Annotated in this window: 27 protein-coding genes and 1 tRNA gene; 20 read left to right on the top strand and 8 right to left on the bottom strand. The window is 69.5% G+C overall.

The window, feature by feature from the left end; translation table 11 throughout:
• Window positions 1-20: 20 nt before the first annotated feature.
• The 16 genes from AC792_RS11175 (at window position 21) to AC792_RS11100 (ending at window position 12,198) form a co-directional block, all read left to right on the top strand.
• Window positions 21-716 carry an alpha/beta fold hydrolase gene (locus AC792_RS11175; RefSeq protein ID WP_152916156.1) on the top strand — a complete coding sequence of 232 codons (696 nt, stop codon included), beginning with the start codon at window positions 21-23 and terminating at the stop codon, window positions 714-716.
• A 107-nt stretch (window positions 717-823) separates the two neighbouring features.
• Window positions 824-1,723 carry a VOC family protein gene (locus AC792_RS11170; protein ID WP_049830598.1) on the top strand — a complete coding sequence of 300 codons (900 nt, stop codon included), beginning with the start codon at window positions 824-826 and terminating at the stop codon, window positions 1,721-1,723.
• Between the two features lie 155 nt (window positions 1,724-1,878).
• Complete coding sequence (gene rpsP / locus AC792_RS11165; RefSeq protein WP_049830597.1) at window positions 1,879-2,277, top strand: 30S ribosomal protein S16; 399 nt, start codon at window positions 1,879-1,881, stop codon at window positions 2,275-2,277.
• 1 nt (window position 2,278) lies between these two features.
• Window positions 2,279-2,524 carry an RNA-binding protein gene (locus tag AC792_RS11160; protein WP_049830596.1) on the top strand — a complete coding sequence of 82 codons (246 nt, stop codon included), beginning with the start codon at window positions 2,279-2,281 and terminating at the stop codon, window positions 2,522-2,524.
• A gap of 103 nt (window positions 2,525-2,627) precedes the next feature.
• On the top strand, window positions 2,628-3,206 hold the full coding sequence (gene rimM / locus AC792_RS11155) for a ribosome maturation factor RimM (RefSeq protein ID WP_049830595.1): 579 nt from the start codon (window positions 2,628-2,630) through the stop codon (window positions 3,204-3,206).
• The gene (trmD, locus tag AC792_RS11150; RefSeq protein ID WP_049830594.1) at window positions 3,206-3,988 is read left to right on the top strand and encodes a tRNA (guanosine(37)-N1)-methyltransferase TrmD; all 783 of its coding nucleotides are present in this window, start codon (window positions 3,206-3,208) and stop codon (window positions 3,986-3,988) included. The genes rimM and trmD overlap by 1 nt, the downstream gene beginning before the upstream one ends.
• 222 nt (window positions 3,989-4,210) lie before the next feature.
• Window positions 4,211-4,570: a 50S ribosomal protein L19 gene (rplS, locus tag AC792_RS11145; RefSeq protein ID WP_049830593.1), complete on the top strand. Its 360-nt coding sequence runs from the start codon at window positions 4,211-4,213 to the stop codon at window positions 4,568-4,570.
• Between the two features lie 87 nt (window positions 4,571-4,657).
• The gene (lepB, locus tag AC792_RS11140) at window positions 4,658-5,263 is read left to right on the top strand and encodes a signal peptidase I (protein ID WP_235436668.1); all 606 of its coding nucleotides are present in this window, start codon (window positions 4,658-4,660) and stop codon (window positions 5,261-5,263) included.
• Between the two features lie 85 nt (window positions 5,264-5,348).
• A complete protein-coding gene (gene lepB / locus AC792_RS11135; RefSeq protein WP_049830591.1) occupies window positions 5,349-6,170 on the top strand; it encodes a signal peptidase I in 822 nt (273 codons plus the stop codon).
• Window positions 6,167-6,898 (top strand): ribonuclease HII, encoded by a 732-nt coding sequence (locus AC792_RS11130; protein ID WP_049830590.1) that lies wholly within the window; start codon window positions 6,167-6,169, stop codon window positions 6,896-6,898. The genes lepB (AC792_RS11135) and AC792_RS11130 overlap by 4 nt, the downstream gene beginning before the upstream one ends.
• Window positions 6,899-6,905: 7 nt before the next feature.
• A complete protein-coding gene (locus AC792_RS11125) occupies window positions 6,906-7,229 on the top strand; it encodes a DUF2469 domain-containing protein (protein WP_049830589.1) in 324 nt (107 codons plus the stop codon).
• Between the two features lie 122 nt (window positions 7,230-7,351).
• Window positions 7,352-7,708: a YraN family protein gene (locus AC792_RS11120; protein ID WP_049830588.1), complete on the top strand. Its 357-nt coding sequence runs from the start codon at window positions 7,352-7,354 to the stop codon at window positions 7,706-7,708.
• Window positions 7,708-9,243, top strand: a complete 1,536-nt coding sequence (locus AC792_RS11115; RefSeq protein WP_049830587.1) for a YifB family Mg chelatase-like AAA ATPase — start codon at window positions 7,708-7,710, stop codon at window positions 9,241-9,243. Before AC792_RS11120 ends, AC792_RS11115 begins: the two co-directional genes overlap by 1 nt.
• Window positions 9,240-10,439 (top strand): DNA-processing protein DprA, encoded by a 1,200-nt coding sequence (dprA, locus tag AC792_RS11110; RefSeq protein ID WP_049830586.1) that lies wholly within the window; start codon window positions 9,240-9,242, stop codon window positions 10,437-10,439. The genes AC792_RS11115 and dprA overlap by 4 nt, the downstream gene beginning before the upstream one ends.
• Window positions 10,440-10,602: 163 nt before the next feature.
• Entirely contained in the window at window positions 10,603-11,319 is a 717-nt protein-coding gene (locus AC792_RS17775; RefSeq protein WP_049830585.1) for a methylated-DNA--[protein]-cysteine S-methyltransferase, read from the top strand.
• 375 nt (window positions 11,320-11,694) lie between these two features.
• Window positions 11,695-12,198 carry a DUF3145 domain-containing protein gene (locus AC792_RS11100; RefSeq protein ID WP_049830584.1) on the top strand — a complete coding sequence of 168 codons (504 nt, stop codon included), beginning with the start codon at window positions 11,695-11,697 and terminating at the stop codon, window positions 12,196-12,198.
• Between the two features lie 170 nt (window positions 12,199-12,368).
• Here AC792_RS11100 and fabF read toward each other — a convergent pair whose 3' ends face one another.
• From fabF to aceE, 6 genes are all read right to left on the bottom strand, one after another.
• Window positions 12,369-13,604, bottom strand: coding sequence for a beta-ketoacyl-ACP synthase II (gene fabF / locus AC792_RS11095; RefSeq protein ID WP_049830583.1), 1,236 nt, complete (start codon window positions 13,602-13,604; stop codon window positions 12,369-12,371).
• Between the two features lie 115 nt (window positions 13,605-13,719).
• Window positions 13,720-13,965: an acyl carrier protein gene (locus AC792_RS11090; RefSeq protein ID WP_043445747.1), complete on the bottom strand. Its 246-nt coding sequence runs from the start codon at window positions 13,963-13,965 to the stop codon at window positions 13,720-13,722.
• Window positions 13,966-14,041: 76 nt separating this feature from the next.
• A complete protein-coding gene (locus tag AC792_RS11085) occupies window positions 14,042-15,103 on the bottom strand; it encodes a beta-ketoacyl-ACP synthase III (RefSeq protein WP_049830582.1) in 1,062 nt (353 codons plus the stop codon).
• On the bottom strand, window positions 15,100-16,065 hold the full coding sequence (locus AC792_RS11080; protein ID WP_049830581.1) for an ACP S-malonyltransferase: 966 nt from the start codon (window positions 16,063-16,065) through the stop codon (window positions 15,100-15,102). Before AC792_RS11080 ends, AC792_RS11085 begins: the two co-directional genes overlap by 4 nt.
• A gap of 78 nt (window positions 16,066-16,143) precedes the next feature.
• The gene (locus AC792_RS11075) at window positions 16,144-17,466 is read right to left on the bottom strand and encodes a PucR family transcriptional regulator (protein WP_082177674.1); all 1,323 of its coding nucleotides are present in this window, start codon (window positions 17,464-17,466) and stop codon (window positions 16,144-16,146) included.
• Between the two features lie 121 nt (window positions 17,467-17,587).
• Window positions 17,588-20,341: a pyruvate dehydrogenase (acetyl-transferring), homodimeric type gene (gene aceE / locus AC792_RS11070; protein WP_049830580.1), complete on the bottom strand. Its 2,754-nt coding sequence runs from the start codon at window positions 20,339-20,341 to the stop codon at window positions 17,588-17,590.
• Between the two features lie 349 nt (window positions 20,342-20,690).
• Between aceE and AC792_RS11065 the strand changes: the two genes are divergently transcribed.
• The 4 genes from AC792_RS11065 to AC792_RS11050 all read left to right on the top strand — a co-directional run bounded on the left by AC792_RS11065 (window position 20,691) and on the right by AC792_RS11050 (window position 23,263).
• Window positions 20,691-21,110, top strand: a complete 420-nt coding sequence (locus AC792_RS11065; protein ID WP_049830579.1) for a DUF3052 domain-containing protein — start codon at window positions 20,691-20,693, stop codon at window positions 21,108-21,110.
• Window positions 21,111-21,113: 3 nt separating this feature from the next.
• Complete coding sequence (locus AC792_RS11060) at window positions 21,114-21,575, top strand: redoxin domain-containing protein (RefSeq protein ID WP_049830578.1); 462 nt, start codon at window positions 21,114-21,116, stop codon at window positions 21,573-21,575.
• Window positions 21,575-22,561 carry an NAD-dependent protein deacetylase gene (locus tag AC792_RS11055; protein ID WP_049830577.1) on the top strand — a complete coding sequence of 329 codons (987 nt, stop codon included), beginning with the start codon at window positions 21,575-21,577 and terminating at the stop codon, window positions 22,559-22,561. Before AC792_RS11060 ends, AC792_RS11055 begins: the two co-directional genes overlap by 1 nt.
• 90 nt (window positions 22,562-22,651) lie before the next feature.
• On the top strand, window positions 22,652-23,263 hold the full coding sequence (locus AC792_RS11050; RefSeq protein WP_049830576.1) for a hypothetical protein: 612 nt from the start codon (window positions 22,652-22,654) through the stop codon (window positions 23,261-23,263).
• Window positions 23,264-23,327: 64 nt separating this feature from the next.
• On the opposite strand, the gene AC792_RS11045 is transcribed toward AC792_RS11050, so the two are convergent.
• A tRNA-Val gene (locus AC792_RS11045) sits at window positions 23,328-23,403 on the bottom strand.
• Between the two features lie 114 nt (window positions 23,404-23,517).
• Entirely contained in the window at window positions 23,518-24,693 is a 1,176-nt protein-coding gene (gene rlmN / locus AC792_RS11040; protein WP_049830575.1) for a 23S rRNA (adenine(2503)-C(2))-methyltransferase RlmN, read from the bottom strand.
• Window positions 24,694-24,793 lie beyond the last annotated feature (100 nt).

Genomic DNA, 24,793 nt, shown 5'->3' with positions numbered 1-24,793 from the left:
CTCGTGGGCGGGGCGTCACGGTGATGCTCGAGCGCGTGGTGTTCGTCCACGGGAGCGGGCTGTTCGGTGCTGCCGCCTGGCCGAAGCAGCACGGGTTGTCGCTCTCCTTCGACTGCCTCTACGTGCGGCGTCACGGTTTCTCCGCCACGGAGGACCCGCTGCCCACGGACCACGTCCGTGACCAGGCGATCATCGCCGACGCCCTCGGCACGGGCGGCCACGTCGTCGCCCATTCCCAGGGTGCCGTGGCCGCCATGATGCTGGCGGTCGAGCAACCCGATCTCGTGCACTCCCTCACGCTCGTGGAACCGGCGTGCTTCTCGCTGACGGCGGAGCTCCCGGCGACGGCGGCTCACATCGCGCTGCTGACGCCGCTGTTCGCCGACCGGCACGCGATGTCGGACGAGGAGTTCCTCCAGGAGTTCGTCCGTCGCGTCTCCGCACCCGACGCCGGGACCTCACCGACGAGCGATACGGGCAGGCACGCCGCGAGGCTCCGGCTGCAGAGCCCGCCGTGGGAGGCCCCCCTGACGATCGTGCCGGGCGTCCGGACGCTCGTGCTGACCGGTGGGTGGGAACCCCTGTACGAGGAGGTGGCCGAGTACCTCGCGGCGACCGGCGCCGTCCACCGGCTCGCCCCCGGGGGTCACCGGCCGCACGACAGCCCGGAGGGGGACGCCCTGATCCGGGGGTTCCTGAGGACGGGGAGCGCCTGAGGCCCAGGAGGCCACGGTCCGTCGGCTGGAAACCCCGGCCCTGATGAAATAAGTTGAATCTTCAAGTTGTTGACGGTGGAGCGACACCGACCGAACGAGGAGATCTCATGAGCGCGCAGGACCTGCTACCCCCGTCCACCACCATGGGGACCCTCACCCTCAAGGTGGGTGACCTGCCCGCGATGACCGCCTACTACTCGGCGGCGCTCGGGCTCCGGGTGCTCGAGGAGGAGGCGCACGCCGTCGTCCTCGGGCGCGGGTCGCACCCCGTGGTCCGTCTCGAGTCCGCCGGGCACCTCCGCCTGCCCGGGCGCGGGGAGGCAGGGCTCTTCCACACCGCCCTGCTGTTCACCGGCCGCGCCGATCTCGCCGCCGCCGTGGCCTCCGCGGCGAACCACCCCCTCAGCACCTTCGTGGGCAGTGCCGATCACCTTGTGAGCGAGGCCTTCTACTTCTCGGATCCCGAGGGCAACGGCATCGAGCTGTACGTCGACCGCCCACGGGACGGGTGGGACTGGACGCGCGACGGCGACGGCAACCGGACGGTGATGATGGACAACCTCCCCCTCCCGCCACGTGACTACCTCGAGAGGCACCTGACCGAGGAAGCCGTGGCCGGTGCGGACTCGCGCGCCGCGGAGGTGGGCCACGTGCACCTGCAGGTCGGGGACGTGGCCACCGCGCACCGGTTCTACGTAGACGTCCTCGGGTTCGAGCGGACCGCCGGGTGGCACGACCAGGCCCTGTTCGTCTCCGCCGGGGGATACCATCACCACATGGCCATGAACGTCTGGAACAGCAGGGGGGCGGGCCCCCGCAAGGACACCCTCGGTCTCGGCGAGGTGCTGATCCGGGTGCCCTCGGAGTCCGAGGTGTCCGCCCTGGCCGACCGTCTCGCCTTCGCAGGAGTGGACAGCCACCACACCGGCGCCGAACTGCACGTCGAGGACCCCTGGCGGAACCGCCTGCGCGTGTCCGCGGCCGGGGTGCAGGGCGGAATCGCCTAAACTTCGGGTGTCTGGCACAATGAAGACGTACTCGATCCGTACGGCCCCTCTCTCCGTGCGTGCATCGTGTCCTGAAGAACCCCTCCGAATGGCCCGCCCCACGGGAGCAGGACGACGGGTTCGCCCCTTTTCATTCACAAGGAGTGTCCACACAAGTGGCCGTAAAGATTCGCCTCAAGCGCATGGGCAAGATCCGCGCACCCTTCTACCGTGTCGTCGTCATGGACTCACGCTCCAAGCGTGATGGCCGTGCCCTCGAGGAGATCGGTAAGTACAACCCCACCGAGGAGCCCTCGTTCATCGAGATCGACTCCGATCGTGCGCAGTACTGGCTCGGCGTCGGCGCCCAGCCCACCGAGCAGGTCTCGGTCCTGCTGAAGATCACCGGTGACTGGCAGAAGTTCAAGGGCACCAAGGGCCAGGAGGGCACCCTGCGCACCAAGGCGCCCAAGGCGACCTTCACCGCACCCGAGAAGGGCTCCGTGATCGTCCCCGAGGCCATCACGCCGAAGGCCAAGAAGGACGACGCCGCGGAAGCGACCGAGGCCGAGTAACGTGCTCGCCGAAGCTCTGGAGCACCTCGTGCGCGGGATCGTCGACAACCCGGACGACGTCCGGGTCGAGGCGAAGAGCAACCGCCGCGGGGAGACCCTGGAGGTCCGTGTCCACCAGGACGATCTGGGCCGGGTGATCGGACGCCAGGGGCGTACCGCCCGGGCACTTCGTACCGTGGTGGCCGCACTCGCCGACGGCGGGCCCGTACGGGTCGACGTCGTGGACACCGACCGCCGTCGGGCCTGACGGTCCGGAGCAGAAGCACCCCCTCGATCGGCCCCACCACCAGGATCTGGTGGTGGGGCCGTTTCTCTGTCCCACCCGGGGCACGAACAGCAGGAGCAGCGTCATGGAAGTACTCGTAGCAAGGATCGGCAAGCCCCACGGCATCCGTGGCGAGGTGACGGTCCAGCTGTTCACCGACGCGCCCCAGGACAGGTTCGGGGAAGGGGGGACCTTCCGCGTGGAGGGTGCCGCGGTGCCGGAGCTGACGGTGGCGAGGAGCCGCTGGAACAAGACCATCCTCATCGTCGCGTTCGAGGACGTGGCGGACCGCAACCAGGCGGAGGCCCTGCGCGGTGCACAGCTCTTCGTGGACACGGAGACCACGCAGGACGACGACGACGACGCCTGGTACGAGTACGAGCTCGTCGGGCTCGAGGTACGCGTGGACGGCGCGTCCGTGGGCAGGATCACCGCGCTGCGCACCCTGGCCGTCCAGGACCTGCTGGTCGTGGAGCTGACGGACGGGCACGAGGCCCTCGTCCCGTTCGTCGGCGAGATCGTCCCCGAGGTGGACCCCGAGGGCGGATTCGTGACCGTCGTCCCTCCCGCCGGGCTCTTCGACCTGAACACCCCGGGCTCCAACCAGGCGCCGGACGACGGCGACGGTGTCGCACGGGCGGACGGGCACGGCGGGAGCCACTAGTGCGCATCGACATCGTCTCCATCTTCCCGGAGTACCTCGACGCCCTGGATCTCTCCCTGATCGGTAAGGCCCGGCAGGAGCGCCTCCTGGACGTGCGGGTGCGCGACCTCCGCGACTTCACCACCGACCGGCACCGCACGGTGGACGACACCCCCTACGGGGGCGGTGCCGGCATGGTAATGAAGGCGGAGCCGTGGGCGCAGGCCCTCGAGTCCGTGCTCGAGGACGGACCACGGCGCCCCGTCCTCGTCGTGCCCTCCCCGGCGGGCGCGGTCTTCGATCAGACGATGGCCCACGAGTTCGCGGGACTCGACCACCTGGTGTTCGCCTGCGGGCGGTACGAGGGCATCGACGAGCGGGTGATCGACTGGGCGCGGGACTCCTTCGACGTACGGCCGGTGTCGCTCGGGGACTACGTGCTCAACGGCGGTGAGGTCGCGGTGCTCGCCATGGTCGAGGCCGTGGGCAGACTGGTCCCGGGGGTGGTGGGGAACCCCGCATCGCTCGTCGAGGAGTCGCACGCGGACGGCCTGCTCGAGTACCCCGTGTACACCAAGCCCTCGTCCTGGCGCGATCGGGAGGTCCCCGAGGTGCTGCTGAGTGGCAACCACGCCCGTATCGCCGGGTGGAGACGGTCCGAGCAGTTCCGCCGCACCGCCGAGCGGCGCCCCGATCTCCTGGCCGAGGTCGACGCCGGGACGCTCGGGCCGGCGGATCTCGCCGTGCTCGGGGAAGCGGGGTTCGACGTCGTCGACGGCGTGCTGGTGCGCTCGGCGCGGTAGCCCCGTGCATTAGTCGATCGGCGCGCTGCTGTGGAATAATCGTGACCTGTGTCCACTGGACCGGGCCCTGCCACAGGGGGCGTCCGGTCGACAGTCCACACCGGTCCCCGAACCGTCGGGACGGCCGGATCCCTTTCTTCGACGGCATCGTCCGGGGCGTGAGCCCTCGGTGTCCGTCGTGACCCACGTGGATGACCTGTGGCGTTCACCAGGAGCAGCGCAATGCACATTCTCGACTCGGTCGACGCCGGATCCTTCCGCGACAACATCCCCGACTTCCGTGCCGGTGACACCGTCAACGTGCACGTCAACATCATCGAGGGCAAGAACACCCGTGTCCAGATCTTCAAGGGCTTCGTGGTCGGACGCCAGGGCGACGGCATCCGTGAGACCTTCACGGTCCGCAAGGTGAGCTTCGGTGTGGGCGTGGAGCGTACGTTCCCCGTGCACAGCCCGGTCCTCGACCGGATCGAGCTCGTCTCCCGGGGCGACGTCCGCCGTGCCAAGCTGTACTACATGCGCGACCTGCGCGGCAAGGCAGCGAAGATCAAGGAGAAGCGCGACCCCAAGACGGTCAAGTAACCCTTCTCGGTGCACAGAGCCACTGCTTCCCGGTCATCGGCCGGAGAGCCCACGAAACGCCGGTTCCGATTCTCGGGCTGGCGTTTCGTGCTCTCCACCGTCGTGGTGGCCGTCCTGCTCACCGGTCTGGTCCGTGCCTTCCTCGTCGACGTCTACTTCATCCCCTCCGCCTCCATGGAGCCCCTGCTCACCGAGGGGGACAGGGTGCTGGTCAGCAAGCTCGACGACCGGGCCGGCGCGGTGGAGCGCGGTGACGTCATCGTGTTCGACGGCAGGGGTTCCTTCGATCCGATCACCGATCCACGGAGCATCCCCGAACGGGCACTGGCCGCCACCGGCCAGTGGCTCGGCCTCGCGGGGAGCGACACCGTGTACGTCAAGCGGGTGCTCGGCGTACCCGGCGACCACGTGGCCTGCTGCTCGGACGACGGGCGGCTGACCGTGGACGGGACGCCGATCGACGAGCCGTACGTCCGGGCCGGGGACGCACCGAGCCTGGTACCGTTCGACGTCGTCGTCCCGGCCGGGAGGGTGTGGCTCCTCGGTGACCACCGGTCCGCGTCCATGGACTCCCGGGCCCTGCTCGGAGCGCCGGGAGGGGGACTCGTGGCCGAGGATCGGATCATCGGGCGGGCCTTTCGGTTAGTCTGGCCACTTGACCGGTCCGCCCCCATCGAGCGGCCTCCCGGCTGAGCCGGGCCCGTCGGTCGGCCCGGTCGTCGCGGGTACCATCCGGCGGCCGGCCACCGGATTCCACGAGCACAGAGGACACCAGCACATGGCACGGAGCTTCCGCAGGAAGTCGCCCTCGGGAGCCCAGGGCTCCGCAGCGCACGCACCAGGTCCCGATGCCGAGCATGCCGCCGACGCCCCGGCCGGTGAGCGCCGGCGGAACAGGAAGGCCACCGACAACGGCTTCGGCGCCTGGCTCAAGGAAATCGCAACGATCGTGGTCATCGCGCTGGTGCTCTCCTTCCTCATCAAGACCTTCCTGTTCCGCGCGTTCTTCATCCCGTCCGGCTCCATGGAGCAGACCCTCGAGGTGGACGACCGCATCTTCGTGAACCAGCTCGTCCCGCAGCCGTTCGACCTGCAGCGCGGGGACATCGTGGTGTTCGAGGACACCGAGGGATGGTTGCCACCGCAGGCGGAGGTGCAGCTCAGCTGGTTCAAGCAGGCCCTGATCTTCATCGGTCTCGCCCCCGACGAGTCCCAGCAGCACCTGGTGAAGCGCGTGATCGGCCTCCCCGGAGACCATGTGGTCTGCTGCGACGCCGAGGGTCGCATCACGATCAACGGCGAACCGGTCTCGGAGCCCTACGTGTTCCCCGGTGCCAACCCCTCCGACATCCCGTTCGACGTCACGGTCCCGGACGGCATGGTGTGGGTGCTCGGGGACCACCGCAACGCCTCCGCGGATTCGCGCGTGAACCAGGACAAGCCGGGAGCAGGTTTCGTGGACATCGACGACATCGAGGGCAAGGCCGCGGTGATCGCCTGGCCGCTCGGTCGCATCGGCTTCCTCGACAACCACTCCGAGGTGTTCGAGGGCGTCCCCGCCGCCCCGGGCGCTCTGTCCGATACCCCTGTGAGCCGATGACCCGAGCCCGGTCACTCCGTTCCGTCGCGCCGACCCTGGCGTTCGAGCGGGCCCTCGCCTCGGAGGGGCACCGCTTCGTCGCGGGGTGCGACGAGGTCGGCAGGGGGGCACTGGCGGGTCCGGTGTCCGTCGGGATCGTCGTCGTCGACCTGGAGGCGCTCAAGGGTCTCCGGGGTGTGCGCGACAGCAAGCTGCTGAGCCCCACGCAGCGGGAGGCCCTCGTCCCGCGGATCCTGCGCTGGTCCGTCGCCGCGGCTGTCGGCCACGCCTCCGCCGAGGAGATCGACGCCGGCGGACTCGTCGCCGGCCTCCGCGCGGCCGGTACCCGCGCCTGGGCGTCCGTGCTCGGAACCGTGCGACCCGACGTCGTGATCCTCGACGGGAACCACGACTGGCTCTCCGTGCGGACCCAGGAGGAGCTGTCCCGGACCGACGGGACGACGACGGTGCAGCCGGATGGCTGCACCGTACCCGTGCACCCGCGCGTCAAGGCGGATCTGACCTGTCTCAGCGTGGCCGCCGCCAGCGTGCTGGCGAAGGTGGAGCGCGATGCACGCATGGTGGAGCTCGCTGGGCACCACCCCGGATTCGGGTGGGACGTGAACAAGGGGTACGCCACCGGAGCACACCGAGCGGCTCTGCACGACGCCGGTCCCAGCGAGTACCACCGAAGGACCTGGCGTCTGGGCCCCACGCCGAACACGCCACCCGTGGAAATTGGAGGATGATTGCCGAATGAGTGCCGAGGATCTTGAGAACTACGAGACCGACATGGAGCTGCAGCTCTACCGTGAGTACCGCGACGTCGTCGGGCTTTTCAGCTACGTGGTGGAGACGGAGCGCCGTTTCTACCTCGCGAACAACGTCGATCTGCAGGCGCGATCCGCCGACGGCGAGGTCTACTTCGATCTGACCCTGCAGGACGCCTGGGTGTGGGACGTGTACCGCTCCGCGCGGTTCGTCAAGAACGTCCGCGTCATCACCTTCAAGGACGTCAACGTGGAGGAGCTGTCCAAGACGGACGACATCGCCCTGCCCAAGGACGGCACGCTGGGCTGACCGGGCGGATCCGCCAGCTTCCTCGGGGGTGATCCTTCCGCCCACCGGCACCTTGTCCACATAGCCTCCTCCGAACGCCCCTGCTCCTCGACCTCCACGAGGCTTGAGGAGGAGGTGAAGCCATGCTGGCAAAGGATCAACTGGGCCGACGCGGAGAAGCGACGGCCGCCGTCTTCCTGGAACAGGCGGGTCTGAGGATTGTGGACCGCAACTGGCGGTGTCCGGTGGGGGAGATCGACATCGTGGCGGTGGACGGTTCCACCCTGGTCGTCGTCGAGGTCAAGACACGGAGCTCGGACGACTTCGGCCAACCGCTCGAAGCCATCACCGCGAGCAAGCTGGAGCGCCTGTACCTGCTCGCGTCGAAGTGGGCGCGAGCACACGACCTGCGCTTCAGCGGGTTCCGCATCGACGCCGTCGGGATTCTCGACGACGGCTCGGGCGCGCCGCTCGTCGAACACGTCAGGGCGGTCATCTGATGGCGCTCGGCAGGACGTACGCGGTGTCGCTGGTGGGGATGAACGGGCACGTCGTCGAGGTGGAGGCGGACATCGGTCAGACCCTGCCGGCCTTCGTGCTCCTCGGTCTTCCCGACGCCTCGCTCAACGAGGCGAAGGACCGCATCAGGGCTGCGGCCCGGAACGCGGGTGTACCGCTCAGCCGCCGGAAGATCACCGTCAACCTGATCCCGGCGTCGCTGCCCAAGCGTGGTTCCGCCTTCGACCTCGCCATCGTCATGTCGGCATTGAGCGCCGCCGGTGACGTGCGGGGCTGCGGTACCACGGTGTTCATCGCCGAACTCGGGCTCGACGGTCGGCTCAGGCCGGTGCGGGGCGTCCTGCCCGCGGTGATGGCTGCGGTGGAGGCCGGGCACCACCGCGTGGTGGTCGCCGACGAGAACGCGTCGGAGGCGGCACTGGTACCGGCCGCGGAGGTGCGTTCGTTCCGGACACTGGCGGAGGTCGCACTGGCCTTCGGTGCGGACGGAGCAGTGGTCGAGCTGCCGGAGCCGCAGGTGGGCGAGGAACCATCGCCCCTCCCCGGGCGGTCGGAACCGACCCGCGACCTCTCGGACATCGCGGGACAGCACGAAGCCCGTTTCGCCCTCGAGGTGGCCGCCGCGGGTGCCCACCACCTGCTGATGGTGGGACCGCCGGGTGCGGGCAAGACCATGCTCGCGGAGCGACTGTCGGGGATCCTCCCGGATCTCGAGGACGCCGAAGCCATGGAGGTCACCGCCGTGCACAGTCTGAGTGGTGAGCGCCACTGCACGGAACTGGTGCGCACACCACCGTTCGAGAGCCCCCACCACACCGCCACACCCGCCTCCATCATCGGAGGAGGCAGCGGCATCCCGCGTCCCGGTGCGGCATCGCGCGCCCACCGCGGCATCCTCTTCCTCGACGAAGCTCCGGAGTACGAACGCCGGGTGCTGGAAGCCCTCCGAGAACCGCTCGAGAGCGGACGGCTCGTGCTGCACCGGGCCTCGGGCACGGCGTCGTACCCCGCCCGGTTCCAACTCGTCCTGGCGCTCAACCCGTGCCCCTGCGGACTCGCCAACGGGAAGGGCATCGACTGCCTCTGCACGGCGCAGCAGCGCCGCCGCTACTTCAACAGACTGTCCGGGCCGCTCCTGGACCGGGTGGACCTGCAGCTCGCCGTCCAGCGGGTGGGTCTCCTGGACTACGTCGGAGGCCGACCCGCGGAATCCTCCGCCACGGTCGCCCTCCGGGTGTCCCGTGCGCGCAGGGCCCAGCGGGAACGCCTCCGCCGCTGGAACTACGCCACCAACTCCGAGGTGCAGGGCCGGATCCTCCGCGGCGAACTCGGGCTGCCACGGGCGGTCACCGCGTCCCTCGACCAGGCGCTGGACCGCAACCTCGTGAGTGCACGCGGGTGGGACAGGGTGCTGCGCGTGGCGTGGACGATCGCCGACCTCGCGGACAGGGACCGTCCGGACGCGGACGACGTCGTCACCGCCCTCGGATTCCGCCTGCAGGAGCGGGCGGCATGAGCGCCGGCCACACCGCGGACGTCCTCGCCCGCGCGGCACTCTCCCGGCTCCTGGAACCGTCCGACACCGTCGGGCTCGCGCTGGCTGCGCTCGTGGGGCCCGCCGATGCCCTCCGCATCGCCACCGGTGACGTGAGCGCGGGACGGGAGATCTCCGCGGAACTGCGCGAGCACCTCGGCCTGCAGGGTGCCCGGCGCGACCCCCTCGCGGAAGGGCTGGAGCGATGGCGCCCCCGCCGTGCGGATCTCGCACCCGTACGCGATCTGGACACACTGGGACGGCTGGGGGGCCGGCTCGTGGTGCCGGGCACCGAGGAGTGGCCCTCGGCGCTCGATGATCTCCGGGCCACGGCTCCGCTGTGCCTGTGGGTGCGGGGGAGACACCGGATACCCGGGATAAACCGCCTGGCCGCCGTCGTCGGGTCGCGGGACAGCACGGCCTACGGTGCTGCCGTCACCGCCGAGCTCGCGTCGGGCATGGTCACCCGCGGGTACGGCGTGGTGTCCGGAGGCGCGTACGGCATCGATGCGCAGGCCCACCGGGCCGCTCTCGCCGGTTCCGCCGGAGGTCCGCCTCCTCCCACCATCGCCGTGCTGGCCAACGGCGTGGACCGCTACTACCCGGCGGGGAACGAGGAACTGCTCCGGGCCGTCGCCGAGCGGGGCATCCTGGTCTCCGAGATGCCCCCCGGGAGCTCACCCACCCGTTGGCGCTTCCTGCAGCGGAACCGGCTGATCGCCGCGCTCAGCGCGGTGACCGTGGTGGTGGAGGCCCGGTGGCGATCCGGTGCCCTGAACACCGCGCACCACGCGGCCGGGCTGGGGCGTCCCGTCGGTGCCGTCCCGGGACCGGTCCACTCCGCCAACTCCGCCGGCTGCCACCGGCTGCTGCGGGACGGGACGGCGGTGTGCGTCACCGACGCCCCCGAGATCGCCGAACTGGCGGGGCCGCCGAGCGCGGGCGGCGACGCCGACCGCGCGAAGGAGAGCGCCTCACCCTCGCGCGATCACGACGGACTGCTGGTCCCGGACCTCCTCGTGCTCGACGGCCTCCCGGTACGGGCGTCCACCTCCGTGGACAAACTCGCGACGGTGGCGGGCTTGTCCGTCCGGGACGTGATCGCGGGTCTCACCCGTCTCGAGCTGGCAGGGCTCGCTGCACGGACGGGGGAGGGATGGCGGCGGCAACGCGCGTGACTCACCCGCGGACAGTCTTCCTGCGGGTGAGGTCGAGCATCCCGGGGACATCCGGTGGACACGGGACCTCGGCGGGAGATGCCAGAACCCATGTTTGCGGCGAGCCGGACCCGGAGCAGGTCCCACCCACAGCAAGTCCCATCCCATGACGAGGAGGAAGACCATGAACACGACCACGAGTGGACAGGCGGGGGAGGAGTGCTTCTCGGTGTCCGTACCCTCACCGTTCGGACCGCTGCGCGTCGTCGCCACGGAGGACGCTGTCGTCGGGCTCTACCACGAGGACCACGACCCGCCCCCCGACCCCGGGCTCCTCGGCCGGCCCGTGGGCACGACTGTCGACACGGTGACCGTCGAGGAGCATCGCCGGCCGGATGACGCCGCAGGTACCCAGGACCGGGGAGCAGTGCGCGAGGAGCGCACGGACGGGATGGACCGGGGCGACCGCGTGGTCGTCCCGGCACCGGTGGAGGAACTTCTGATCCGCGTCGCGGCCCAGCTCAAGGAATACCTCGCTGGCGGACGGACGGCGTTCGATCTTCCGCTCGTGCCGAGGGGGACTGCATTCCAGCAACGGGTGTGGTCAGCGCTCGCGGAGATCCCGTACGGGGAGCGGCGGAGCTACGGGCAGATCGCCTCGGCACTGGGTAATCCGAGCATGGGGCGCGCCGTCGGAGCCGCGGTACGGTCCAATCCGATCTCCCTGATCATCCCGGGTCACCGCGTGGTCTCCCGCTCGGGTGCGGTGGTCGGGTACGCGGCAGGGCCTGCGGTCAAGGAGGCGCTGCTCGACCTCGAGTCCGGGCGCTCGCCGGACCGCGACCAGGACGATCCAGGTGATTCCGGCGATCCCGGAGGGGCCGGGATGGCTACGAAGTGAGGACAAGGCCCGGGTCGGTGGACGCCGACTACGCCGAGGCCGGTGATCCCCGGTGTAGCAGCAAGCAGGTATGCCTCGAGCGCGACCCCCTCGAGTTCGAACCGCTGAACGCGGGCGCGGACTGCTGCACCCTACCGTCCGCCCATCCACTCGTCCGTCCCGACATCGATTCCGGTGACGTCAGCACGCATGGGGGTCGGCCGTCGGTCAGCGGCAGTGGCGGAACGCACTCTTCTCATGCACAATGAGCAGTGGTTCACCGGAACCTGCATGCACCACTTGGTTGGGTCCCGTGACAGGTCAGCGCATCGTCATCAGCTTGATCATCCACTGAAGGTCGTTGGGGAAGACGTACCTACAGCTATGGAGGATGGAATGTCTGTTGTGATGGCACGCGGTGTCCTGTACGTGCACTCCGCCCCTACCGCGCTGTGCCCTCATGTCGAGTGGGCGATCGGCTCCGTGCTGGACGAGCGGATCGACCTGGAGTGGAAGGTCCAGCCTGCCGCGCCCGGGACGATGCGTGCGGAGCTCCCCTGGACCGGGACGCAGGGTTCGGGTGCACAGCTCGCGTCCGCCCTGCGCGGATGGGCGCACCTGCGTTTCGAGGTCACCGAGGAACAGAGTGCGGGTGCGGACGGCGGACGCTGGTCCCACACGCCCGAGCTCGGGATCTTCCACGCCACCACGGACGTCCACGGGAACATCATGGTGTCCGAGGACCGCATCCGCTACGCCTACGAAGCCGGGGCCGGGAATCCCGCGGCCGTCTACCACGAGCTGTCCCTCGCGCTGGGTGAGTCGTGGGACGAGGAACTCGAACCCTTCCGTCACGCGGCCGAGGGCGCTCCCGTACGCTGGCTGCACCAGGTGGGCTGACCGGCCCCATCTGGGCCGGACCGCGCGTGACGGCCGCACCGGAGACCCGGATCCCTCCGTGGTTCCCACTGGACCGGGGCGGTGGTCCGCCGCGGGCGGGTAGCCCGGTCCACAGCCGACAGGCACCATCCGGGTGATCCGGGATGGTGCCTGTTCGTCGTGGGAGGAGGTCAGATGCTCCGCAGCACGATCACCGCGTTGTGCCCGCCGAAACCGAACGAGTTGCTCAGTGCCACGATGTCGCCGGAGGGCAGTTCCCTGGGAGCGGTGACGACGTCGAGGGGGATGTCGGGGTCCTGGTTGTCGAGGTTGATCGTGAGGGGCGCCGTCCGGTCCCGCAGGGCCAGGACGGTCATCACGGCCTCCACCGCACCCGAGGCGCCGAGGAGGTGACCGGTCTGGGACTTCGTGGCGGAGACCGCCACCTGGTCCACGTGGGACCCGAGGGCCGTCTTCAGCGCCACGTACTCCGGCTTGTCGCCCACCGGGGTGGACGTCGCGTGCGCGTTCACGTGGACCACGTCCGTGGCCTGGGCACGTGCATCGAAGAGTGCGGCCTTGAGGGCGCGCGTCGCGCCGAGGCCCTCCGGGTCGGGCGCGGTGATGTGGTACGCATCGGCCGTGACGGAGGTCCCGGCGAGTTCGGCGTAGATGCGGGCACCGCGGGCGAGCGCGTGTTCCTCCGCCTCGATGACCAGCGCCCCGGCGCCCTCGCCCATGACGAAGCCGTCACGTCCGGTGTCGTAGGGGCGGGAGGCGAGTTCCGGCTCGTCGTTGCGGCGGGAGAGGGCGTGCATCGAGGCGAAGGCCGCGATCGGCATCGGGTGGATGGCGGCTTCCGCGCCACCGCACACCACGACGTCGGCCTTGCCGGAACGAATCAGCTCGAGTCCCTGGTGCACGGCCTCGGTTCCCGAGGCACAGGCGGACACCGGGGTGTGGGCTCCCGCGCGCGCCCCGAGGTCGAGGCTCACCGCAGCCGCGGGGCCGTTGGGCATGAGCATGGGGACGGTCATCGGGAGGACCCTCCGTGGTCCCTTCTCGCGGAGGGTGTCCCAGGCGTCGAGCAGGGTCCACACCCCGCCGATCCCGGTGGCGAACGCCACGGCGAGGCGGTCCTTGTCGAGCTCCTCGATCCCGGAGTCGCGCCAGGCCTCACGGGCGGCGACCACGGCGAACTGGGTGGAGGGATCCATGCGCTTCGCCTCGACCCGGGTCAGCACCTCCGACGCAGGGGTGGACACCTGGGCCGCGAACGTCACGGGCAGCTCGTACTTCGCCACCCAGTCGGCCTCGATGGTCCGGGCGCCCGAGACTCCTCGGAGTGCGTTGGCCCACATGGTGGGGACGTCCCCGCCGATCGGGGTGGTTGCACCGAGTCCGGTGATGACGACTTTGCGTGGCATGGTCACTCTTTCGAAGCGGGAGTGGTGCTGACGTACAGCGGGGAGAGGATCTGACGAGGGCGGCCGCCCACGGCGTGGACGCCGGGAGCGGCCGCAGCGCCGGGAGGGGCGGCTACTAGGCCTGCGCGCCCGAGATGAAGTTCACGGCGTCGCCCACGGTCTTCAGGTTCTTGACCTCCTCGTCGGGGATACGGACCCCGAACTTCTCCTCGGCGTTGACCACGATGGTCATCATGGAGATGGAGTCGATGTCGAGGTCGTCGGTGAAGGACTTGTCCATCTCGACGGACTCGGGGGCGAGACCGGTCTCCTCGTTGACGATCTCGGCCAGGCCGGTCAGGATTTCTTCGTTGCTAGCCATGATGGCTCCTTTTCTGTTCTTGCCGGTGCACCGGCGGGGGTGGTCAGGCCGCTCGATCGCGGTCTGGGCTCGGAAACTAGGGGAGGACGACAACCTGTGCGCCGAAGACGAGTCCGGCACCGAACCCGATCTGCAGTCCCAGCTTGCCGCTGAGCGAGGGGTTCTCGGCGAGTGTACGGTGCATCGCCAACGGGATCGACGCCGCGGAGGTGTTGCCCGCGTCGACGATGTCCCGTGCCACGTGGACGTGCTCGGGCAGCTTCAGCTGCTTCACCATCTCATCGATGATACGGATGTTGGCCTGGTGGGGCAGGAACACCGCGAGATCCTCGGCCGTGATGCCGGCGGCGTCGAGGGCGCGCTGGGCCACCTTGGCCATCTCCCACACGGCCCAGCGGAACACGGTGGGGCCGTCCTGGCGCATGGTGGGCCACAGGCTCTCCCTGCCGGCCTCGACGTCCTGCTCGCGTTCGGATTCCGTGGCTACGGCGCCGATGGCGTAGTCGCGGACGTCCGTCAGCGACCGGGTCATGCGGATCGCCTCGTGCTTGCTGCCGTCGGATCCCCACACCGTGGGACCGATCCCCGCCGTTTCCCCGGGGCCGATCACCACGGCACCCGCGCCGTCACCGAGCAGGAAGGAGATCGTGCGGTCGGAGTTGTCGATGAAGTCGGACAGCTTCTCGACGCCGACCACCAGGACGTACTCCGCGCTCCCGGCGTGCACCAGGGCGTCGGCCTGCGCGATCCCGTAGCAGTAGCCGGCGCAGGCCGCCGAGATGTCGTAGGCGGGTGCGGGCGTGGCACCGATCCGGTCCGTGAGCTGTGCTGCGGCCGAGGGCGTGGCGTAGGGGTGGGTCACGGTGGACACGAGGACGGCACCGAGCTGATGGGCCTCGATGCCCGCTGCGGCGAGTGCTTCGCGCGATGCGGCCTCGGCCATGTCGATCACGCTGACCTCGCGCGGGGCACGGTGCCGTGTGACGATGCCGGTGCGCTGCCGGATCCATTCGTCCGAGGAGTCGATCCACTGGCAGACGTCCTCGTTGGTGACGACGATCTCCGGACGGTAGGCACCGATGCCGAGGATCTTCGTGTGCTCGCGGAGGGGGGCCTGCTTCATGGCGGGAATGCTCACTGGGGTCCTTCGGGGGTCAGGGACGGGTCGAGGGCCGGGGTGCGCGAGTGCTCCTCGATGAAGCTGCGGGCGGCTTCCACGTCCTCGGGAGATTTTACGGCGAGGGTCGCGGTTCCGCGCATTCCGCGCTTCGCCAGCCCCGTGAGCGTCCCCGCCGGTGCCAGCTCGAGCATCCCGGTGACCCCCATGGACTGCAGGGACTCCATGCAGAGGTCCCAGCGGACGGGTCTGGACACCTGGGCGATCAGGCTGTCCAGGTTACCCTCACCGGTGGTGACGGGCCTGCCGTCGAAGTTGGAGAGCAGGGTGGCCAGGGGCGCGGCGGGTCGGAGCGAGGGGCGGAGCTGCTCCAGCACGGTGACGGCCTCCGCCATGTGTCCGGTGTGGAAGGCCCCGGCGACCTTGAGGGGTATCACGCGGGCCTTTGCCGGCGGGTCGTCCGCCAGTGCGGTCAGCTGCTCCAGTGTACCCGCAGCCACCACCCGGCCCCCGCCGTTGGCGTTCGCCGGTGTGAGCCCCCGCTCGGTCAGCCGTGCGATGACCTCCGGGGGGGCGCCCCCGAGCACCGCGCTCATCCCGGTGGGGGTCACCGCTGCGGCCGGCGCCAGCGCGTTCGCGCGGGCACGCACCAGGGCGACGGCGTCGTCCTCCGGGAGGGCGCCCGCGACCGCGGATGCGGTCAGCTCACCCACCGAGTGCCCCACCACCACCGTCCCGGCCGTCACCGGGTGGTCGGCCAGCAGCAGCCGCGCGGTCAGCAGGCCTGCCGCGACGATGAGGGGCTGGGCCACCGCGGTGTCCTTGATGGTCTCCTCGTCGGAGACGGTACCGTGCGCCACGAGATCCAGTCCGGCCTGCTCGCCCAGCTCCTCGAGGTGGTCACGGACTCCGGGCAGGTCGAGCCAGGGGCTCAGGAAACCGGGCGTCTGTGAGCCCTGTCCGGGGCAGGCGATTGCAAGCACACTTCCAGCTTTCCAAAGGTGGTGGGTTTTCTCGGGTGTCCGGCCTCACCAAGCTGCTCGGACCGTGTTGTAGGAAGTCTACAAGCCCTGACGGCGCGCTGCCGGAGGTGGTGGGGTCTTCTCGGAGCCCGCGGAGGCGCCGGATCTGCCCGGTCCGCCGGAGGACGTCGCGGAGCCCGACGACGGCACCGGTGACGCCGAGAGCCGTCCGGCCACGAGCGCCGTCTGGAGGACGTACGCCTCGCGGGGCAGCAGCGGGTCCCAGCCGGTGATGTCGCACACCCGCCGCAGCCGGTACCGGACGGTGTTCGCGTGGACGAACAGGGCCCGTGACGTCGCCTCCAACGAGTGGCCGAGGGCGAGGTACGCGGAGAGCGTCTGTTCGAGCCCGTTCGAGGCGGCGAGCAGCGGCCGGTAGATGTTCCTCACCAGCGCCCGGCGGGCCGTGTCGTCGCCGGACATGACCCGTTCCGGCCAGAGGTCCTCGGAGGACACCGGGCGCGGGGCGCCGGGCCAGGCGCGCGCGGCGGTGAGGCCCGCGAAGGCCGCCTGCGCCGAACTGCTCGCGGCCACGAGGGACTCGGCCTCCGGGCCGAAGACCACCGGGCCCTCCCCGAACAGTTCGCTGATCCGCGGGTGGGCGTTGTCGGGATCCCGCACCCCTCCCAGGACCAGGATGAGGCGCTCGCCCTGGATCCCCACGAGCACGTCCTCGGCCAGGCGTCCGGTGACGCGCCGCAGGTCGTTCAGGAAGGCGGCGTTGGGTTCGGCGGGTGCGCTGCCCACCATGACGGTGATGCGGGCCTGGGACTTCCAGCCCACGGCGGCGATGCGTGAGCGCAGGGCGTCGGAGCTCTCACCGCGCAGGATGGCGTCCACCACGAGCGCCTCCAGCCGCGTGTCCCAGGACCCCCGGGTCTCCGCGGCGCGCGCATAGACGTCGGCCGCAGCGAAGGCCACCTCCCGGGAATAGCGCAGCACGGCCTCGCGCAGTGCCGCCTGGTCGGCGGCGGGCGCGAGGAAGGGGACGTGGTCCTCGACCACCTGCACCACCACGCGGATGAGCTGCAGTGCCTTCTGGAGGCTGATCGAGCGGGTGAGGTCGGTGGGCGCGGTCCCGAAGACGTCGCTCAGCACCCAGGCCGGTGACACCGGTTTCTGGTACCAGTTCACGAAGGAGGCGATGCCCTTCTGCGCCACCATGCCGAGCGCAGAGCGTTCGTCCGGGCGGAGGCCCCGGTACCAGGGCAGGTCCGCGTCCAGCTGCTTCAGGGTGGCCGTGGAGAGCGATCCGATGGTGGCCCGCAGCTTCTCCACGGTGGCCGGGTCGGGGACGGGGACGCCTGCGTTGGTACCCCGGTGGGTCCCGGCGTTCCCGGGTGCGTTCTCGGACGGCGGCATCCTCCGAGCATACGGTCTCGGTGAGCCTCGCCCCATTTGTGGAGGAGCTACAAAAAGGACGACGGCGGGAACGGCACCCGAGCCGCTCCCGCCGTCGTCCCGTGTCCGGGGTGAGCGGGTCCTAGGAGTCGCCTCCCGCGTTGCCCGTGGTGCCCGCGTTCACGTCGAGGAGACGGTACTTCTCGATGGCCTCCTTGGGCGCATCGGCGTCCACCTCGCCGCGGCGGGCGAGCATCTCCAGGGCGCGGACCACGATCGAGTGGGTGTCGATCTTGAAGTACCGGCGCGCCGCCGCCCGGGTGTCCGAGAAGCCGAAGCCGTCGGCCCCGAGGGTGGCGAACTCGTTCGGGAGGAACTGGCGGACCTGGTCGGGGACGGCCTTCATGTAGTCGGTCACCGCCACGATCGGACCCGTTGCACCCTCGAGCTGCTGGGTGATGAACGGCTTGCGCGGCTCCGCACCGGGGTTGAGGAAGGCCTCCTCCTCGGCGTCGAGGCCGTCGCGGCGCAGCTCGTTCCAGGACGTCACCGACCAGACGTCGGCCGAGACACCCCAGTCCTTCGCGAGGATCTTCTGCGCTTCCAGGGCCCAGGGTACGGACACGCCCGAGGCCAGCAGCTGGGTGCGGGGACCGTCCTTCTTCGCGGGCTTCAGCAGGTAGATGCCCTTCAGTAGACCCTCGACGTCGAGGTCCTCGGGTTCCGCGGGCTGCACGAACGGCTCGTTGTACACGGTGATGTAGTACATGACGTTGCGGAAGGACTCGGGCTTGTCGCCGATGTCGCCGTACATCCGGTTCAGGCCGTCGCGCATGATGTGCCCGATCTCGTACCCGAAGGCCGGGTCGTAGCTGATCACGGCGGGGTTGGTGGACGCGAGGATGGGGGAGTGCCCGTCGGCGTGCTGCAGACCCTCACCGGTCAGGGTGGTGCGCCCGGCGGTGGCCCCGATGATGAACCCGCGTGCCATCTGGTCCGCTGCGGCCCAGATGGAGTCCCCCGTGCGCTGGAACCCGAACATCGAGTAGAAGACGTAGATCGGGATCAGCGGTTCGCCCTGCGTGGCGTAGGCCGTGCCGGCGGCGGTGAACGCCGCCATGGACCCGGCCTCGTTGATGCCCGCGTGCAGGATCTGGCCCTCGATCGACTCCTTGTACGCGAGGACCAGGTCGCGGTCCACCGAGAGGTAGTTCTGACCCTTCGGGTTGTAGATCTTCGCCGTTGGGAAGAACGAGTCCATCCCGAACGTGCGGGCCTCGTCGGGGATGATCGGCGCGATCCGCTTCCCGAAGTCCTTGTCACGCATCAGGTCCTTGAGGATGCGCACGAAGGCCATGGTGGTGGCCGCCATCTGCTTGCCCGAACCGCGCTTGGCCGTCTCGTAGGCCTTGTCGCCCGGCAGGACGATCTCGGCGTGCCTGGTGCGGCGCTCCGGCACGGAACCCCCGAGGGCACGGCGACGGTCCATCATGTACTTGATCTCCGGTGCGTCGGCACCCGGGTGGTAGTACGGCGGGTTGTAGAGGTCGTCGTCGATCTGCTCGTCGGTCACCGGGATGCGGAGGTGGTCGCGGAAGGCCTTCAGGTCCCCGTTGGTCAGCTTCTTCATCTGGTGGGTGGCGTTGCGGCCCTCGAAGTGCGGGCCCAGACCGTAGCCCTTGACCGTCTTGGCGAGGATCACGGTGGGCTTGCCCTTGAACTCCGTGGCGGCCTTGTACGCGGCGTAGACCTTGCGGTAGTCGTGCCCGCCACGCTTCAGGTTCCAGATGTCGGCGTCGGAGAGGTCCTCCACCATGGCCTTGGTCTCGGGGGTCTTCCCGAAGAAGTGGTCACGGACGAACCCGCCGGACTCGGCCTTGTAGGTCTGGTAGTCGCCGTCGGGGGTCTGGTTCATGATGTCCACCAGCGCGCCGTCGTCGTCCTTGGAGAGCAGCGAGTCCCACTCGCGCCCCCACACGACCTTGATCACGTTCCAGCCTGCGCCGCGGAAGAAGGCCTCGAGCTCCTGCATGATCTTGCCGTTGCCGCGTACCGGGCCGTCGAGGCGCTGCAGGTTGCAGTTGATGACGAAGTTCAGGTTGTCGAGGTTGTCGTTCGCCGCCAGCTGCAGCAGACCGCGCGATTCGGGCTCGTCCATCTCGCCGTCGCCGAGGAACGCCCACACCTGCTGGTCGGAGGTGTTCTTCAGGCCGCGGTTGTGCAGATAGCGGTTGGACTGCGCCTGGTAGATCGCGTTCATGGGGCCGATGCCCATGGACACGGTGGGGAACTCCCAGAACTCCGGCATGAGGCGCGGGTGCGGGTAGGAGGAGAGTGCGTGGCCCTCCTTCGACTTCTCCTGACGGAACCCGTTGAGGTCCTCCTCGCTCAGGCGCCCTTCGAGGAAGGCCCGGGCGTACATGCCGGGGGAGGCGTGACCCTGGAAGAAGACCTGGTCGCCACCGCTCGGGTGGTCCTTGCCCTTGAAGAAGTGGTTGAAGCCCACCTCGTAGAGTGTGGCTGCTCCCGCGTAGGTGGAGATGTGGCCGCCGACGCCGATCTCGGACCGCTGGGCGCGGTGCACCATGACGGCAGCGTTCCAGCGCAACCAGGCGCGGTACTTGCGCTCGATCTCCTCGTCCCCCGGGAACTCGGGTTCCTGGTCCGCCGGGATGGTGTTGACGTAGTCCGTCGTCGTGACCATGGGTACGCCCACGGACTGTGCGCCGGCACGCTGCAGGAGGGAGCGCATGATGTACTGCGCGCGCTCGGTGCCCTGGGTCTGGATCAGCGCATCGAGGGACTCGATCCACTCGGCGGTCTCCTCGGGATCGCCGTCCGCCTTGCCCGCGGTCAGACCGCTCAGAATATCCGCTGTACCTTGTTCTGCAGCCACGCGATATCTCTCCACTTCCACAGATTCTGTCTGTGTCGCCTTAATACCTGCGTACGGCTCGTAGGCCCACGCAGAGGTGCATGCTCGGCCGACCGGCGTGTGCACCGCGGCCATATACCGGTTCACTCTATCGTCGCCGCACCCCCTGCGCGTAGCCGCGGTGGGGGGTTCCCGGGTGGATTTCGCCGTGGGCGTGCTCTGCGGACCCGAGGTGTACCGCAGTCGGTCCACGGAGGGTCAATTACCGCGTCCGGCTTGATGCGTGGCGTATAAAGGTGTTGGCTGGTACAACAGCACATCTACCCGGGGGCGCAGCACGCGAGTGCCCCGTCTTTTCAGGAGGAGCTAAGTGAGCGAGGCTGAAGCCGCCACTGCGGTCGACGTGGCAGGCAAGTTGGGTTTCAAGGAGGGCGACCTCGTGCAGGAACTCGGCTACGACGACGACGTCGATTTCGACTTCCGCGAGGATCTCGAAGAAGGTCTCGGTTCCGAGCTGCTCACCGAGGACGACCAGGACGTGGTCGACGGTGTGATCCTCTGGTGGCGCGCCGGCGACGGCGACCTCGTGGACGACCTGGTGGACTCCCTCACCTCGCTCGGCGAGGGCGGCGTGGTCTGGCTCCTCACCCCGAAGTCGGGACGACCGGGATATGTGGCCCCGGCCGACGTGCAGGAGGCGGCCCCCACGGCCGGGCTCCACTCCACCTCGTCGGCGGGTGTGTCCAAGGAGTGGTCCGCGACGCGGCTCGTCAGCCGCCGGAAGCAGTAGCGGGTGCCGCTCGACGTCGGCGCGACGGCTCCCGGGTTCTCCCTCCCGAACCAGTTCGGCGAGACAGTGGACAGCGCGTCGCTCGGTGCCGGCGCCGTGGTGGTCTTCTTCCCCTTCGCCTTCTCCCGGGTGTGCACGGACGAGATGGCACAGCTGCGTGACAACCTCGGGCTCTTCGACGCCGCGGCAGTCCGTCTCGTGGCGATCTCGGTGGACACGAAGTACACCCTGCGCGCCTTCGCGGACGCCAACGACATCTCCTTCGACCTGCTGGCCGACTTCTGGCCGCACGGTGCCGTGACCCGCGCCTACTCCGCGTTCGACGACGTCAACGGCTACGCGGAGCGCGTCAGCTACGTCCTAGACGCCTCGGGGACGGTCCGCGCCGTGATCTCCTCCGAGCACGGGCAGGGGCGGCCGATCGCCGACTACGCCGAGGCGCTGCGCACCGCCGCAGTCGTCTGATGTCCGTCCCCGGTCCTGGCGGTGCGGGGAAGGATCTCCCCGGCCCGGCGTCGAACCCGCGGCTCGGGCTCACCGGATTCGTCAGTGCGACCCCGGCGGAGTCCCTCGCATCCCTGACCGTGGACGAACGCCACCAGTTGGACAGGGTCGCGTCGCTGCTCGGCGGGTTGCGGCTCGCGGTACTGACCGGTGCCGGTCTGAGCACGGATTCGGGCATCCCGGACTACCGCGGCCCCGACTCCGTCCCGCGGAACCCCATGACCTACCAGCAGTTCGTCGGCGACGAAGCACTGCGGCGTCGCTACTGGGCACGGAACCACGTGGGGTGGAGGCACCTGCGTCGCGCCGACCCGAATGCCGGCCACGCCGCGGTCGCCCGGCTGGAGCAGCGCGGTCTGCTGAGCGGTCTGATCACGCAGAACGTGGACAAGCTGCACACCGCGGCCGGCAGCATCGACGTGATCGACCTCCACGGCACGTTCGACCGCGTGGTGTGCCTGGAGTGCGCGTCGGTGTTCCCGCGGTCGGAGATCGCCGTGCTCCTCGAGGAGCTGAACCCCGGGTACCTCGAGCGGGAGTCCGACGCCGGTGACGTGGCACCCGATGCGGACGCCGACGTCGATGACACCGCGGACTTCGTGATGGCCCCGTGCCCGGTGTGCGGCGGGATGCTCAAGCCTGATTTCGTCTACTTCGGCGAGAACGTGCCGAAGAGCCGCGTAGCGGACGCCTACGCGATGGTGGATGCTGCGGACGGTCTCCTCGTGGCAGGGTCCTCGTTGACGGTCATGAGCGGTCTGCGCTTCGTCCGGCACGCGTCGAAGGCGGGGAAGCCGATCGTGATCATCAACCGCGGACCCACGCGCGGTGACGAGTTCGCCACCGTGAAGATCGAGGCCGGCGTCTCGGAGGCGCTCACCTACCTGGCGGACCACCTGCCGGACGTGAACACCGAGCAGGTAGCACCACGTAGTTTCTTAGAGTAGCCACACGGGATTACACGTAGCGACTACTGTTTCCAGCCCTTCACGCCCGCCGTAGGTTTCTACCCATAGGTCTCTCAACTGGGGTGGAAAATGCGTTCGTCAACCAAATCTCTTCTGGTCTCTCTCGGCACCGTCGCCGCCGTGGCGGTCTCGCCGCTGATCCTCGACACCTGGGGTGGTACTCCGCAGGGATCGGACGCGCCGGTCGAGGCCGCGGTGTCCGCCACGGCGTCCGCCTCACCCGGTGCCGTCCGCACCGCGGTCGACGACGCCGCGCCGTCGCCGTCGCCCAGTACGGGGAGCGCCATGGGTGGGGACCTGCCGCCGGAACTGCTGCCGAACCCTCCCTATCCCCAGTGCCCCGTCACCGAGGAGGGTGCCTGGTGGACCGACCCCGGGGACCCCTACACCTGCATCGATCCGGGTTCCGTCCCGTTCCACGAGCCGACGCCCCCGGGCATCGACCCGGAGCTGCTGAAGCCGATCTTCGAGAACCCGGGGTATTTCCACGAGCCGACCCCGCCGGGCATCGATCCGGAGCTGCTGGAGCCGATCTTCACGGATCCGGCGCCCGTCGAGCCGGCGCCGGCTACGGACTGCCGGACGGCCGGCACCCTGCAGTGCACGGTGAGCATCATGGGCCAGGACTACGTGGTGAGCTTCTCCGACGGGAAGCCCGTGGGTGTGGTGGAGGCTCGCTAGGCGGGTCCCTCCGCCCCGAGGAACGCAGAAGCCCCGCAGATCGTGGATCTGCGGGGCTTCTGCATGGTGGGTCCTACCGGGATCGAACCGATGACATCCACGGTGTAAACGTGGCGCTCTACCAGCTGAGCTAAAGACCCTCACCTCGTGACGGGAACGCTCGACGCGTCACATCACGAGGATCGACTATACCGGCTCGCCGCGGGCTACCGCCACCTCGACGGCGGCCCCACGAGTGCGGCGGGCGGAGTCCGCTACTCCTCGGCGGCCAGCTGCCCGCAGGCGCCGTCGATCTCCTTGCCGCGGGTGTCCCGCAGCGTGGTGGGGATCCCGGCGTCGCGGAGCCGGGTGATGAACTCGGCCGCCACGTGCTTCTCGGACGCCGTCCAGATGGAGCCCGGCGTCGGGTTCAGGGGGATCGGGTTCACGTGCACCCAGCCGCGCCCGCGCTGGTTGAGCTTCTTGGCCAGCAGGTCGGCGCGCCAGCCGTGGTCGTTCATGTCCTTGATCAGCGCGTACTCGATGCTCACCCGGCGTCCGGTGGTGCGGTAGTAGTTGTAGGCGGCGTCGAGCGCCTCGTCGACCTTCCACTTCGTGTTCACCGGGATCAGCTCGTCGCGGAGCTCGTCGTCGGGGGCGTGGAGGGACAGCGCGAAGGTGACCGGGAGGGACTCCGCCGCGAGCTTGTCGATCGCCGGCACGAGGCCCACCGTGGAGACGGTGATGTTCCGTGCGGACATCCCGAGGCCCTCGGGGGAGTCGTCCACGAAACGGTGCAGGGCGCCCATGACCCGCTTGTAGTTGGCCAGCGGCTCACCCATGCCCATGAACACGATGTTGGTGACGCGGTCCGCGTCGTGCCCGCCGTCGGTGCGGAGGTCACCCAGGCCGCCCTCGGCGAGGACGCGGTTCGCGGCGACCACCTGGTCCACGATCTCGGCGGTGGACATGTTCCGGGTCAGCCCGGCCTGACCGGTGGCGCAGAAGGGGCAGTTCATGCCGCACCCGGCCTGGGAGGAGACGCAGAGGGTCACCCGGCCCGGGTAGCGCATGAGCACCGACTCCACGAGGGCGCCGTCGAAGAGCCGCCAGAGGAACTTGATGGTGTCCCCGTTGTCCGTGGTGAGGCGCTTCACCTCGGTGAGCAGGGGCGGGAACATCGACGCCACGAGCTCCTCCCGCCCGGCCTTCGGGAGATCGCTCATCGCCGCGGGGTCCGTGGTGTAGTGCGAGAAGTAGTGGGTGGAGAGCTGCTTGGCGCGGAACCCCTGGTGGCCCAGCTCCTTCAACCGCTCCTGCCGCTCGGCGAGCGTCAGGTCCGCGAGGTGCACCGGGGGCTGACTCACCCGGGGGGACTTGAACTGCAGCAGGGGCCTGCCGTCGCTGGAGACGATGGGCTCGGCACCCTCGACGGCCTGTCTCCTATACACATACGGAGTCGCCGCCGACCCCTCGGGTGCGAAGCATGGAGGACGGCGGAGCGATGTATGAACAGAACGGTCGGACGTCGCGGTGAAGAGTGATGGGGGG

It is taken from the genome of Arthrobacter sp. RIT-PI-e (assembly GCF_001187915.1).
Taxonomy (GTDB): Bacteria; Actinomycetota; Actinomycetes; order Actinomycetales; family Micrococcaceae; genus Arthrobacter_D.
Note: the sequence above shows the minus strand (reverse complement) of the source record. Positions and strands in the feature narration are given on the sequence as shown.